This is a genomic window from Planktothrix agardhii, from assembly GCF_904830935.1.
Lineage (GTDB): Bacteria > Cyanobacteriota > Cyanobacteriia > Cyanobacteriales > Microcoleaceae > Planktothrix > Planktothrix agardhii.
Map to the genome: position 1 here is coordinate 1110431 of NZ_LR882952.1, position 13599 is coordinate 1124029.

General features: G+C 41.6%; 15 protein-coding genes and 1 pseudogene. 15 read left to right on the forward strand and 1 reads right to left on the reverse strand.

Translation table 11 applies throughout. The features are described from left to right. The first annotated feature begins 59 nt into the window (after window positions 1–59). From NMG88_RS05155 to NMG88_RS05215, 14 genes are all read left to right on the forward strand, one after another. On the forward strand, window positions 60–644 hold the full coding sequence (locus NMG88_RS05155; protein WP_254035178.1) for a class I SAM-dependent methyltransferase: 585 nt from the start codon (window positions 60–62) through the stop codon (window positions 642–644). Further along, window positions 599–1522, forward strand: a complete 924-nt coding sequence (locus NMG88_RS05160) for an aldo/keto reductase (protein WP_254035179.1) — start codon at window positions 599–601, stop codon at window positions 1520–1522. The genes NMG88_RS05155 and NMG88_RS05160 overlap by 46 nt, the downstream gene beginning before the upstream one ends. Beyond that, window positions 1507–3546 (forward strand): aminotransferase class III-fold pyridoxal phosphate-dependent enzyme, encoded by a 2040-nt coding sequence (locus NMG88_RS05165; protein WP_254035180.1) that lies wholly within the window; start codon window positions 1507–1509, stop codon window positions 3544–3546. The genes NMG88_RS05160 and NMG88_RS05165 overlap by 16 nt, the downstream gene beginning before the upstream one ends. Window positions 3547–3841: 295 nt before the next feature. Next, on the forward strand, window positions 3842–4879 hold the full coding sequence (gene pseG, locus NMG88_RS05170) for a UDP-2,4-diacetamido-2,4,6-trideoxy-beta-L-altropyranose hydrolase (RefSeq protein WP_254035181.1): 1038 nt from the start codon (window positions 3842–3844) through the stop codon (window positions 4877–4879). A gap of 302 nt (window positions 4880–5181) precedes the next feature. Continuing rightward, window positions 5182–5715, forward strand: a complete 534-nt coding sequence (locus NMG88_RS05175) for a GNAT family N-acetyltransferase (RefSeq protein WP_027255508.1) — start codon at window positions 5182–5184, stop codon at window positions 5713–5715. Between the two features lie 9 nt (window positions 5716–5724). Continuing rightward, window positions 5725–6783, forward strand: a complete 1059-nt coding sequence (gene pseI, locus NMG88_RS05180; RefSeq protein WP_237746740.1) for a pseudaminic acid synthase — start codon at window positions 5725–5727, stop codon at window positions 6781–6783. A gap of 34 nt (window positions 6784–6817) precedes the next feature. Further along, window positions 6818–7552: a cytidylyltransferase domain-containing protein gene (locus NMG88_RS05185; RefSeq protein WP_027255506.1), complete on the forward strand. Its 735-nt coding sequence runs from the start codon at window positions 6818–6820 to the stop codon at window positions 7550–7552. Then, entirely contained in the window at window positions 7549–8514 is a 966-nt protein-coding gene (locus tag NMG88_RS05190; protein ID WP_027255505.1) for a Gfo/Idh/MocA family protein, read from the forward strand. The genes NMG88_RS05185 and NMG88_RS05190 overlap by 4 nt, the downstream gene beginning before the upstream one ends. After that, the gene (locus NMG88_RS05195; RefSeq protein ID WP_027255504.1) at window positions 8511–9803 is read left to right on the forward strand and encodes a DegT/DnrJ/EryC1/StrS family aminotransferase; all 1293 of its coding nucleotides are present in this window, start codon (window positions 8511–8513) and stop codon (window positions 9801–9803) included. The genes NMG88_RS05190 and NMG88_RS05195 overlap by 4 nt, the downstream gene beginning before the upstream one ends. After that, window positions 9776–10345, forward strand: coding sequence for a GNAT family N-acetyltransferase (locus NMG88_RS05200; protein ID WP_202807045.1), 570 nt, complete (start codon window positions 9776–9778; stop codon window positions 10343–10345). Before NMG88_RS05195 ends, NMG88_RS05200 begins: the two co-directional genes overlap by 28 nt. Next, window positions 10335–11258: a hypothetical protein gene (locus tag NMG88_RS05205; RefSeq protein WP_254035182.1), complete on the forward strand. Its 924-nt coding sequence runs from the start codon at window positions 10335–10337 to the stop codon at window positions 11256–11258. Before NMG88_RS05200 ends, NMG88_RS05205 begins: the two co-directional genes overlap by 11 nt. 72 nt (window positions 11259–11330) lie before the next feature. Next, window positions 11331–11435, forward strand: coding sequence for an N-acetylneuraminate synthase family protein (locus tag NMG88_RS22645; RefSeq protein ID WP_369334481.1), 105 nt, complete (start codon window positions 11331–11333; stop codon window positions 11433–11435). Next, window positions 11432–11689 carry an N-acetylneuraminate synthase family protein gene (locus NMG88_RS05210; RefSeq protein ID WP_254035183.1) on the forward strand — a complete coding sequence of 86 codons (258 nt, stop codon included), beginning with the start codon at window positions 11432–11434 and terminating at the stop codon, window positions 11687–11689. Before NMG88_RS22645 ends, NMG88_RS05210 begins: the two co-directional genes overlap by 4 nt. A 52-nt stretch (window positions 11690–11741) precedes the next feature. Next, a complete protein-coding gene (locus NMG88_RS05215; RefSeq protein ID WP_254035184.1) occupies window positions 11742–12068 on the forward strand; it encodes a hypothetical protein in 327 nt (108 codons plus the stop codon). Here the strand turns inward: NMG88_RS05215 and NMG88_RS05220 are convergent. Continuing rightward, window positions 12033–12955: pseudogene (locus NMG88_RS05220) on the reverse strand (IS4 family transposase). The gene NMG88_RS05215 and the pseudogene NMG88_RS05220 sit on opposite strands and share 36 nt — an antisense overlap. A gap of 502 nt (window positions 12956–13457) precedes the next feature. Between NMG88_RS05220 and NMG88_RS05225 the strand changes: the two are divergent. Continuing rightward, window positions 13458–13598, forward strand: a complete 141-nt coding sequence (locus NMG88_RS05225; RefSeq protein WP_227357797.1) for a hypothetical protein — start codon at window positions 13458–13460, stop codon at window positions 13596–13598. Window position 13599 lies beyond the last annotated feature (1 nt).

Consider the following 13599-nt stretch of genomic DNA (forward strand, 5'->3'; position numbering starts at 1 on the left):
TCGGGAATTACCTCCGTTCGTACTATGATTAATGAATCTATACAGGAAATTATGTCAAGATGAGCAAGCAAAAAACTGTATTTTTAGACTCAAAGGATCGGTTACTGCCGGATTTACTTGAACTACCTCTAAAAAATGGCATGAGGGTTCTAGAAATTGGCTGTAGTAGTGCCGGGAGACTCCTATGGCTGCAAGAAAATTTAGGGTTAGAATGTGTGGGAATTGAACCTTCAGATCAAGCTGTTAAAATCGCTCGTGATAAAGGAATCGAGGTTTATCAGGGAACGGCAGAATCTTTACCTTTTGAGGATACATCTTTTGATTTAGTTATTTTCGGATTTTGCCTTTACCTTTGCGATCGCGCCGATTTATTTCGCATTGCCCAAGAAGCAGATCGAGTTTTAAGAAATCCAGGATGGCTAGCCATCCTGGATTTCTTTTCTTCGACACCTTTTGCCCATCCATATCACCATTTAGAGGGAATTTCCACTTACAAAATGGATTATCGAACTCTGTTTGATTGGAATCCTAACTATATTTGTATGACCCATAAAGTGCGCGATCATATTGATAATACCTACACGGATGATCCTCAAGAATGGGTAGCAGTGTCGGTGATGAGAAAAAATTTTATGGGAAATTAGTGGAGATGAACCGTCTTGCATTGGGTACTGCTCAGTTTGGCTTGTCCTATGGGGTAGCCAATCAGCATGGTCAGGTTAGTATAGACCAAGTTGCAGAAATTCTTAGGGTCGCCAGTTCAGTTGGTGTGGATACCCTAGACACTGCGATGATCACATACGGTGATAGTGAGCAACGCCTCGGAGAGATTGGTGTATCATCCTGGAGGGTTATTTCAAAACTTCCCGAAATTCCTGCCGACACCGCCGATATTTCCTCTTGGGTAGAGCAATCAGTTTATGAATCCCTACAGCGATTGCAAATTTCTCAGCTATATGGATTATTACTACACCGTCCCAATCAATTACTAGGCTTCCAAGGAAAAGTTCTTTATCAATCCCTAAACTTAATGAAAGAGCAAGGCTTAGTCAGGAAAATTGGAGTATCTATCTATAATCCGACTGAACTAGAATCCCTGTTTAATGAATTTTCATGGGATTTAATCCAAGCTCCATTTAATGTTTTGGACCGCACCTTGGAAAAGTCAGGTTGGTTATCTCAACTCAAACAATTAGGAGTTGAAGTTCATGTGCGTTCAGTATTTTTACAAGGTTTACTTCTAATGAATCCCTTGATTAGACCAACTTACTTTCAACGTTGGCAGTCTTTGTGGCAAACCTGGGAAAATTGGTTAGCAGATAACCGCTTAACTCCGTTGCAGGGGTGTTTAGGTTGTGTTCTATCAAATCCCGATATAGATCGAGTGGTTGTTGGGGTTGATTCTTTAGTTCAACTGCAAGAAATTATCGCGGCGACTACAGAACAATATTTAATCCCACCCAATAATTTATGTTATGACGACCCTGATTTAATTAACCCTGCTCAATGGACACTCACATGAAAAGTTTGGCAATCATCCAAGCGCGTATGGGTTCAACTCGCCTACCGAACAAGGTAATGCGCCCGATTTTAGGAACACCGATGATTTCGTTGCTTTTGGGGCGATTATCCCAATCCAAGCTCATCGATCGCATCATTGTAGCAACCTCCCAAGATCACCGTAACCAACCTTTAGTTGATTGTGTTCGCAACTTAGGTTATGAAGTCTATCAAGGAAGTGAAGATGACGCACTCGATCGCTACTACCAAGCTGCTGTTGTTTACCAACCTGAAACAGTCATTCGTATTACTGGAGATTGTCCGCTAGTCGATGCGAAAATAGTGGATTGGGCTATTTCAATCTTTCAAACATCCAACATAGACTATCTCAGTAATACCAATCCGCCAACCTATCCTGATGGTTTAGATGTTGAAGTTTTTTCCTTTACTGCCCTAGCCCAAGCTTGGCAAGAAGCTCATCAACCCCAAGAACGAGAACACGTCACGCCCTATATTCGAGAGTCAGGCAAGTTTCGCGTACTGAATATTGCCCATACCGAAGATTGTTCTAATAAACGTTGGACAGTTGATGAACCAGAAGACTTTGAAGTAATAAAAAACGTCTTTGAGCATTTTGCACCTTGTCGTGATTTTAGCTGGCTAGAAGTGCTGGAGCTAGAAAGAAAAAACCCCGAACTTTTCACGGCAAATCAGCATTTCATCCGCAATGAGGGGGCTACCCTGGGTAAAGGACAAAAACTCTGGAAACGTGCCAAGCGGGTTATTCCTGGGGGAAATATGCTCTTGTCCAAGCGGGCAGAAATGTTTCTCCCCGAACAGTGGCCTGCTTACTTCAGTAAAGCCAAGGGCTGTCATGTTTGGGATCTTGATGGTCGAGAATATATTGATATGTCCATTATGGGCATTGGGACAAATATATTGGGCTATGGACACCCAGAAGTTGATGAAGCGGTGCATCAAACCGTTACCTTGGGAAATATGTCCACCTTTAACTGTCCTGAAGAAGTATATTTGGCAGAGCGTTTGGTAGAATTACATCCTTGGGCAGATATGGTGAGATTTGCCCGGACTGGGGGTGAAGCTAATGCGATTGCCATTCGGATTGCTCGTGCTGCTTCAGGACGAGATAAAGTTGCTATTTGTGGTTATCATGGTTGGCATGATTGGTATTTAGCCGCCAATTTGGGAGATGAACAAAACCTAGCGGGTCATCTTTTACCTGGTTTAGAACCGAATGGCGTTCCCCAGGTGCTTCGGAATACAATTTACCCTTTTAACTACAATCACTTTGATGAATTAGAAGATTTGGTCAGAAATCATGATATCGGTGTCATCAAAATGGAAGTTTCCCGCAGTGAGGGTCCCCAAGCTGGATTTTTAGAAAAAGTTAGACAACTGGCTACGGATAAAGGCATTGTGCTGATTTTTGACGAATGTACCTCTGGCTTTCGGCAAACCTTTGGTGGACTCCATAAGCTCTATAATGTAGAACCAGACATAGCGATGTTTGGCAAAGCATTGGGCAATGGTTATGCGATTACGGCTACGATTGGACGCCGAGAGGTGATGGAAGCAGCCCAAAGTACATTTATTAGCAGTACCTTCTGGACAGAACGCATCGGGCCAACGGCAGGACTCAAGACTTTAGAAGTTATGGAAAGAACCAAGTCTTGGGAGCAAATCACCCAAACAGGTCTAGTTATTGGTGAGCAGTGGCGTAAACTTGCAGCCAAATACAATCTCGATATTAAAGTTTTCGGTTTGCCTGCTTTAATTGGCTTTAGCTTTTCCAGTCCTAGGATGTTGGAATATAAGACTCTAATTACTCAGGAAATGCTGAAAAAAGGGTACTTGGCTGCTACCAGTGTTTATGTCTGTACAGAACATACACAGCAGGTGGTAGATGCTTATTTTGATGCTCTCGACCCCGTATTTGGTTTAATTGCAGAATGTGAAGCAGGTCGAGATGTGACAACCTTGCTCAAGAGTCCTGTTTGTCATAGTGGATTTAAGCGATTGAATTAAATGAATTTAGTCGTTCGCGCCAGCTTCTATTAACATAGGTTCAGGGTCTCTCATGGTCAGTTTGGTGTTGGCACGCAGAAAACTTGATCTTTTTTCTGAAATAAACAGTTTTTAACTGAGGTATGTATAGTAATAAGTAATACGGAAAATACAGATAGATTGAGAACGATCATTCAAAAAATGAGATTAGCCTATTGCGAGGTATTCCGATGTTAACATCCTCTGCCATTGTTGCCTCAGCCATAACTGATGGTATCATAATCTGATTTTCGTAGCTGTTAGGAGGCAGTCGTTAATGCAAGTCGTTTTTCGGGTCGATGCTTCTACTCAAATAGGTACAGGTCACGTCATGCGTTGCTTGGCACTCGCTCAGGCATGGCAAGATACCCAAGGACAGCCTATTTTTATCATGGCCAATCCTATCCCTGCCTTAGAAGAACGCCTCAAGTCAGAAGGAATGAAAGTGGTTCACTTGGCAGCAGAACCAGGAAGTTTAGCGGATGCCCAGGAAACAGCAGCACTCGCTCATCAGTTTAATGCCAGTTGGGTTCTACTCGATGGGTATCAATTCGGGAGCGAATATCAGCAAACTATCAAAAATTCTGGATTAAATCTATTATTTATCGACGATTACGGACACGCGGAACATTATTATGCTGATGTTGTCCTTAATCAAAACATCTCTGCTGAGGAGGAATGGTATCAGCATCGCGAACCTTATACTCAGCTATTGCTAGGGACTCGTTACACTCTTTTAAGGCGGGAGTTTTGGCAGTGGCAGGGATGGCAGCGAACAGTGCCACCAGTGGCTAAAAAAGTTTTGGTGACTTTGGGAGGTGCAGACCCTGATAATGTTACACTGAAAGTCATTCAGTCTTTGCAGATTGTGGAAGTGGAGGAACTAGAGGCAGTGGTCGTTGTAGGGGGAAGTAACCCGCACTATGAGAATCTCAAAATGGCTGTGCAGGATTCACGTTATCCCATCCAGGTGCAACAGAATGTCACCAATATGCCAGAGTTGATGGCTTGGGCAGATATGGCGATTTCTGCTGGGGGTAGCACTTGCTGGGAATTGGCTTTTATGGGGTTGCCGAGTATTCTGCTGATTTTGGCAGATAATCAGAGGGCGATCGCTCAAAAACTAGCAACTCTCAACCTAGCAGTTAATCTGGGTTGGCATCAAGATGTGACTATCGAGGAGATTGGTTTGGCATTGCGGGAATCGATCGGCGATCGCCCCAAGCGTGAAACCATGAGTAAAAGGGAACGGGAGTTAGTTGATGGCAATGGCGCAAGGCGAGTTGTCTCAGAAATGGTTAATATGTTACCCTAGTCTTAGATCGGGTTTTGTGAGGTCTTAATGATGACAACTTCCTTCAGATATTCACTTTTCGATGTTACTTATCCTGATAGCGATGGTTAGCCAATGGCTGAGAGTGATGCAACTAGAGATTACTTGATTTATTGAGAAAGGTTAGACAAAAAGACTGCGAACTTCTTTGGGAATGGGCGATCGCTAAAAAACTAGCAACTCTCAACCTAGTAGTTAATCTGGGTTGGGATCAAAATGTTAAATAGCAAGAAATTGCCTCCACACACTCTCAACTTTTACAATCAGCAGAACAGAGATCAAAAATGATTAAAGTTAGCCAACAAATAGTAGATGGAGAAGGAAGCTCGAAAATTGTACGGAATTTAGAAGCCAATTCTATCCAACTAAGACCTGTAATAGAAGCCGATTGTGAAATTCTGTGGCATTGGGCCAATGATCCAGTTATTCGTTCCGTATCATTTTCCTCAGAATCTATCTCTTGGACAGATCATGTTCAGTGGTTCACCTCCAAATTATGCGATCAGAATTGCGTTTTTTATATTGCCCTTAACCCAGATAATGTAGCAATTGGACAAGTGCGCTATGATATTACCCAGAAAGAAGCAACTATTTCTTTGGCACTGGCAGAATCTTTTCGAGGACAAGGCTATGGTAGTAACTTAATTTTATTAGGCTGTAAAAAACTGGGTCAAAACTTAGGTGTTGAGAGAATTAATGCTTATGTAAAACCAGATAATTTAGCATCTATAAGAGCTTTTTTAAAATCTGGTTTTAAAGAAGTAGGAAAAAAAATAGTTTACGATCAACAAGCCTTACATTTAATTAAAAATTTATAATCTAAATTGATGATGCCAAAACCGATTCTAATTGCAGATAAAAGAGTAGGTAATACTTTTCCCCCCTTTATCATTGCCGAAATGTCTGGCAATCACAACCAATCCTTAGAAAGAGCCTTAGAAATCGTAGAAGCGGCAGCCAAAACAGGGGCGCACGCCCTCAAGCTCCAAACCTACACTGCTGATACGATGACCTTAGACATTAAGGAAGGGGAGTTTTTCATTGATGACCCCAACAGCTTATGGTACGGTTACAGTCTCCATGAACTCTACCAGCAAGCGCATACCCCTTGGGAATGGCACGAACCCATCTTTAAACGCTGCAAAGAACTAGGCATCATCGGATTTAGTACCCCTTTTGACAACACTGCCGTTGATTTTCTGGAATCCTTAGATGTCCCCTGTTACAAAATAGCCTCATTTGAAAATACCGATTTGCCTCTGATTCGCAAAGTTGCCAGTACGGGCAAACCCATGATAATTTCTACAGGCATGGCAACGGTTGCTGAGTTAGATGAAATGGTGCGAACCGCAAGGGAGGCTGGATGTCAGGACTTAGTTTTACTCAAGTGTACAAGTACCTATCCCGCCACTCCAGAAAACAGCAATCTTTTGACGATTCCACATCTGGAGGAACTGTTTGGCGTGGAAGTGGGTCTGTCTGACCACACAATGGGAGTAGGGGTAGCTGTTGCCAGTGTTGCTCTCGGTGCTACAGTCATTGAAAAGCACTTTACCCTGCGTCGTGCTGATGGTGGCGTGGATTCCGCTTTTTCAATGGAACCTGCTGAAATGACACAACTTGTGGTAGAGTCTGAAAGAGCTTGGCAAGCGTTAGGTCAAATTCAGTATGGTTTCACTGATGCTGAGAAAAAATCTTTGATGTTTCGTCGCAGTTTATATGTGGCTAAAGATATGAAAGCAGGGGATAAATTTACGTCTGATAATCTCCGGGCTATTCGTCCTGGTCTGGGCTTACCACCTAAATACTATGATGTATTGCTTGGGAAAACAGTTGAGCGACCGCTTCGAGCGGGCACGTTCATATCTTGGGAATTATTGAAGTAGTTGAAGGTACAGCATACAACACACTTGTATTTTTATGAAAATTGTTGCAACGATTGAAGCTCGAATGACTTCCTCGCGCTTGCCAGGCAAGGTACTTTTGCCAGCCATGGGGAAACCCATGCTTTATCATTTGGTAAACCGATTAAAGGCCGTTCCTTCGATTAATGAAATTGTTTTGGCAACTACCATTAATGCAACGGATGATGTCTTGATTGACTTTTCCAAACAAGAAAGCATCTTGTCCTATAGAGGTAGCGAAGAGGACGTAATGTCTCGGGTCATTGGAGCAGCAGAAACTGCTGATGCCGATGTAATTGTAGAAATTACAGGTGATTGCCCAATAATTGACCCAGACCTGGTTGAGCAGACCATTCAAATGTATTTGCATCATGAAGCAGCCTACGCCAGTAACACCCACATATCCAGTTACCCAGATGGCATGGATACTCAGGTTTTTTCACTAGAGTCCCTCAAGCGTTCCTCTGCAATGACTGATGCTCCATTAGATCACGAACATGTGTCTCTGTATATGAGAAATCATCCAGAAATTTTTCCCCATGTACATCTCATCGCACCTCCATCCTTACATTGGCCTAGTTTAGGTTTAACCTTAGACGAACAGGCTGATTACCTTTTGTTGAAAAAAATTATCGAGACATTAAGTCCTGAAAATCCCTTATTCAGTTGCCTGGATACGATCGAGTTACTCAAACAAAATCCCGATTGGCTAGAGATTAATCGTCACGTAGTTCGGAAGGGCAACACATGAGTTTCCGTACATTGGTTGTAGGGCTAGGGCAAATCGGCATGGGTTACGATCTAAATCACGATCCAAAGGACTTCATTTTGACCCATACTCGCTCTTTCCAGGTTCATCCTAGTTTTGAACTGGCTGGTGGTGTCGATTCTAACCCAGAACGCATCAGCTTGTTTCAAGCCAAATACTCATGTCCCGGTTATGCCAGTTTAGAAGCAGCCTTGATTGATGTTGAACCAGATATAGTTGCAATTTCAACCCCCACAGCCCAGCACCATCAAACAGTTAGCACAGTTCTCAAGACGATTAAACCGAAAGCCATACTCTGTGAAAAACCTCTTGCTTATGATTTAGACGAAGCAAAAGCGATCGTAGCCGATTGTGAAGCTCAAGGTGTGAAGCTCTATGTCAATTATATGCGTCGTTCAGATCAGGCAGTATTCGATATCAAAAAACGTATTAATAATGGTTGCATTTCTCAACCCATCAAAGGAGTTGCTTGGTACTCAAAAGGTCTACTAAATAATGGTTCACATTTCTTTAACTTGTTACAGTATTGGTTAGGAAAAGCCATCGACTTTAAGGTTATCAATCGAGGAAGATTATGGGACGATATTGACCCAGAGCCAGACGTACAAGTAAATTTTGAGTTAGGAACCGTTGTTTTTCTAGCTGCACGAGAGGAAAACTACTCGCACTACAACATTGAGTTAATTGCTGGGAACGGACGCTTACGTTACGAACAAGGTGGTTCTCAGGTTTTTTGGCAAGAAGTTATTGCCGATTCAACCCATGAGGGCTATCGAATTCTCAACCCAGTGCCTGAAACGATAAACTCGAATTTAAACCAAATTCAGTGGTATATTGCTGACCAATTGTCAGTTAGTCTTATGGGGCAAGAAGCTCAAATTTGTTCTGGGAAAGATGCTCTAGAAACTCAAGAAACGATTAATCGGATTGTAACAAACTTATGAAAAACAATAGTTTTACAGATAAGCTGGCTCTTTTAGGTGGTTCTAAAACTATCGATCGCCCGTTCAAACGCTATAACCCGATTGGCTCTGAAGAGGTTGCCGCTGCTATGCAGGTGGTAGAAAGCGGTGTTCTATCAAAGTTTCTAGGATGTTGGGATCCAGATTTCTATGGTGGTCCTAAAGTACAGGAATTTGAGCGTGCTTGCGAGAGGTATTTTGAGGTTAAGCACGCGATTACGGTTAACTCTTGGACCTCCGGTCTGATTGCAGCCGTGGGAGCAATTGGAATAGAGCCTGGTGATGAAGTAATCGTTAGTCCGTGGACAATGTGTGCAAGTGCAACAGCAATTCTACATTGGAATGCTATTCCCGTTTTTGCTGATATTGAGCCAGAAACTTTTAATTTAGACCCAGAATCAGTTGAGGCTAACATCAGCCCTTACACGAAAGCAATCATGGCTGTTGATATCTTCGGTCACTCAGCGAATCTGGATACATTAATGGAGATCGCGGCCAGATATCATTTGAAGGTTATTTCAGATACCGCCCAAGCTCCTGGTGCTTACTATAAAGGGAAGTATGCTGGCACGGTGGCTCATGTTGGTGGCTATAGCCTCAACTACCATAAGCATATCCACACGGGTGAAGGAGGGATTCTTGTCACTGATGACGACGATATTGCTGAGCGTCTACAGCTTATCCGCAATCATGCTGAGGCAGTGGTGGGTGATAAGGGAACTAAGAACCTTGCTAATATGATCGGATATAACTTCCGACTAGGGGAAATTGAGTGTGCGATCGGTATCGAACAGCTCAAAAAGTTAAAAAGTTTTGTGGCTACGCGACAGCGTGCCGCAGAGCGTTTAAGTCTAGGTCTACAGGGATTAAAAGGATTGCGGACTCCTATCGTTAAGCCTGACTGTACCCATGCCTATTACGTCTATCCAATGGTGCTGGACGTAGATTTTCTAGGTGTAAGTCGTGATCGAATTTATGAAGCTTTGGTGGCTGAAGGAATTGAAGGGCTTGCACCGGGTTATACTAACCTACATCTATTGCCCATGTATCAACAAAAGATAGCCTATGGTTCTCAAGGTTTTCCTTGGACATCTGATATTTGCCATCGCGACGTGGATTACAGTCAAGGCATTTGTCCCGTAGCCGAAGAATTACAGACGAATCAATATCTCGGATATGAGATGTGTTTAAGTGATTTGAGCGATGATGATGTAGACTTAATTGTTCAATCTTTTATAAAAGTATGGGAGCAGATGGAGTTATTGCGATGATCTATACACTTAACGATCAATATTATGTTCGCCCTCTTAGGCTAAGTGATCTAGAGGGTGACTATCCACTTTGGTTTGAGGATCAGGAGGTTTGCCAATTTAATTCTCATGGAAAATTCTTTAAAACCATCGACTATTTTCGTCAGTATATAGAGACAATTAATTTAGAAAATAAAGTCGTGTGGGCTATTTGCCATCAAGCAGACGGGCACATTGGTAACATCTCCTTGCAAGAAATATCAATGATCAATAGAAATGCCGAGTTTGCCATCATTATCGGCAACAAAAAGCATTGGGGACAAGGTATAGGAAAGTTGGCTGGGTTAAAATTGATTCAACATGGGCTATACAAGTTGAATCTTGAGCGTATTTATTGTAGTACTGCCGACACGAATCAAGCCATGAAAGCATTAGCTATTTCACTAGGAATGATCCAAGAAGGATGCCGTCGAAAACACCTATTTATAGATGGTGAATGGGTGGACTTGGTGGAATATGGCTTGCTTCGTGAAGATGCTAAGGGTGAAAAAATTGTCTATTAAAAATGCAATGCAAAAATCAAAAGTATGTATTATTAGTCATGATGCTGGAGGAGCAGAAATTCTAGCAAGTTATGTTGCCCAAAATAAGTTAGACAGTTTATTTGTCTTAGCTGGCCCGGCGATCGCAGTTTTCGAGCGGCGAATAGGGAAGATTGATATTGTTGAGCTTGAGGAAGCTCTACCGTCCTGCGATTGGTGTCTCTGTGGTACAAGTTGGCAGTCTGATTTAGAATGGCAGGCAATTCGTCAAGCTAGGGATGGCCACAAACGTGTTGTTGTTTTTATAGATCATTGGGTTAACTATCGTGAGCGTTTCATTCGCCAAGGAATCGAGCATCTTCCTGATGAAATTTGGGTAGGAGACTCCTACGCACAAACGCTTGCATCTCAGATATTCCTAAACATACCGATCAAAGTAGTGGAGAATCCCTACTTCCAGGATATTCAGCATAAACTCAGGCATTTTCCCCAGACTGAAGCCTCTACCGCCAATGGGATCAAGATACTTTATGTCTGTGAACCGATTGCCGAACACGCTCTTAAACAATATGGTGACGAGCGGTACTGGGGGTATACAGAACATGATGCTCTTTCATACTTTCTAGAAAATCTTGACATTTTTGATCAGCCAGTTAATAAAGTGACAATCCGAACCCATCCATCTGAGTCTCCAGATAAATATAAATATGCACAAGACTCATTTGGTGACTTGGTTATTCAGGGTGGACAAAAAACTTTAATAGAGGAAATTAACCAATGTTCAGTTGTTGTTGGTTGCGAAACAATGGCGATGATAGTAGGGATTTTAGCCAATCGAAGAGTGATTAGCTGTATTCCTCCAGGAGGCAAACCATGTTCTCTTCCTCATCGAGAGATAGAACACTTGTCTCAATTACTGAAAATCAAAAAGTAGTGCCTGTGAAGTAATGGATATAGACTATGAAGAGTAGTTAGTCCCTTCAGCCATCATGTCCCTATGTTGCCAATGATTGAGAAACACTTCACCCTCTCGCGTGCCGATATCGGCGTAGACTCCACATTTTCCATGGAACCCGCAGAAATGACCCAACTTGCACAGGCAAACCCATGATAATTTATACAGGGATGGCCACCGTAGCCGAATTAGATGAAACCGTCCGAACCGCTTCAGAAGCAATTCCCCATCTGCGGGAACTGTTTAACGTGGAAGTCGGTCTGTTTGACCATACAATGGGGATTGGTGTTGCTGTGGGTAGTGTTGCCCTGGGTGCTACAGTCATTGAAAAACACTTTACCCTGCGTCGTGCGGATGGTGGTGTAGATTCGGCGTTTTCAATGGAACCGTCGGAACAACCGCAGGTCTGACCTTTGAACTTGACAAGTCTGAAAACGGATAGCGAACCAAAAGGAGTTAATTATGCTGATCAAATTTGAAGAAGTTTGTCAAGATATTGACACTTTACCGGAAGAAGCTCAACTTTTAATACTGGATTTCATTCAGTTACTAAAAAAGCGTTATCCATCAACAGAATTAGAAAATAAAATTAGGGAAAATGATGTACCATCTACTCTAAGTCCAAAACCACATCCACTAGACACATTCATCGAGAAATATGGTGCTTGGGAAGATAAACTTACAGCAGAAGAAATAGTGAAAGAAATTTATGATAGCCGTACTGTTAGCAACCTGAAGGGGGGACGAAATCAGCTACAAGACAGACTCTATAAGCCTCATAGCTCTTAGGCCTTGTTGATAATACTTACATTTATTGCGATTTAATTTCATTAGTTTCGTGACTAAATCCATACAAACATCCTTGAAATTGACCCAAGTTTGACCATATAAGCCGATATAAAAACTACTATGTCTCCGTTCTATTCGACCATATTCTTTGATCCGAGCAATATATTTCTGTATTCCTTTTCGTTTGATTTGTTGACCCTGTATTGTTGCAGAGGAGTAGGCAATTGCTATCAACAAAACTAGAGAAATAAAGCGTTCACCAGTTACATTGGTATCCTCTAAATTATAGCCTCCCTTCTTAAAATCTCTAAACATTTCTTCAATATCAAATCTTTGTTTATAGGCAGAAATAGCCAATTCTAGTGCATCAAAATTCGTTAAGATAAACCATCCTTCTTTCGGTGCTACTCCGTTGATTTTACGTTTCCATTTACAAGCAACGTTAAAGCTCATAAAACCGCGAGTCTTTGTTACCTTTACACCTTGAATAAAAAATGATACTCCGGGTGCTAAACCTAGATGATTTAATTCCTGAAAAATATCTTTTTCAAATTCTACAAATTCGTTCTTTTTTAATCGCAAGCAAAAGTATACACCCAATGATTGATTGCTACATAAATTATTTCTTCCTTGGTAAAATATATTGATAACCATTCTTTGATAATGGGTAACCAAATTTTTTCAATTTTTAAATTGGGTAATGAGAGAAATCTTTGTATTCTTTTTCTTCTACTCTCAAATTTAATTGGCAAAGGTATCCCATTCGCTAGCCTTTCTAAATTCACATTTTTGATTGACTGTAAGATGTTCACCAAAATTTGGAGAAACAGGTATTCTGCTAAACTCAATTGACTTTTTAAGTGCTTTTGATAGAATAAAGGTATCATTTTCATTAGATGGGTCTTATTGACAATATCTGACCTATCTTTTTTTTACCATAAATCGTTACATTCTTTATACTGTCTTGTTTTCAGCCTTGTTTGTCGCCCCGTCAGTTATTTATGTTTAGTTAAATAGCGGTAAACTAGCTATATAATTTGATAGTAAAGCCTCGGAAGTTCACCGAAAAATTGGAATAGGTTTCTATTTTTTAGAATTAGTGGAAAATTTGACCCCTATCTGCGGAATGTGGGTTAAATCTTTAATTATTCCCAAAGCATCTTGTATAATCAATCAATGTCCAACTCATTGAACATTTATGTCGCCAACACTGGGGTACTGGGCGTTTAGAGGATGTGATCGTGAATTCTATAGAGGAGAATCTACAGAAAATGCTTTATAAGATTCCATTGCTGCTCTCACCACAACCTGAAGGGGGATTTACGGTGACATCCCCATTATTGCCAGAACTTCTGACCGAGGGTGACACCGTTGAGGAAGCTCTGACCAATGTTCACCGATGCTCTAGCTGCTGTGGTTGAGATTTATGAGGATTTAGGACGAGCTTTACAGCTAAATCTGTGCGTTGCTGATGCTAACCATTCCCTGTGGCTAGAAACTCTGGTGGTAGAAAGGAATAAATGTAACTAAA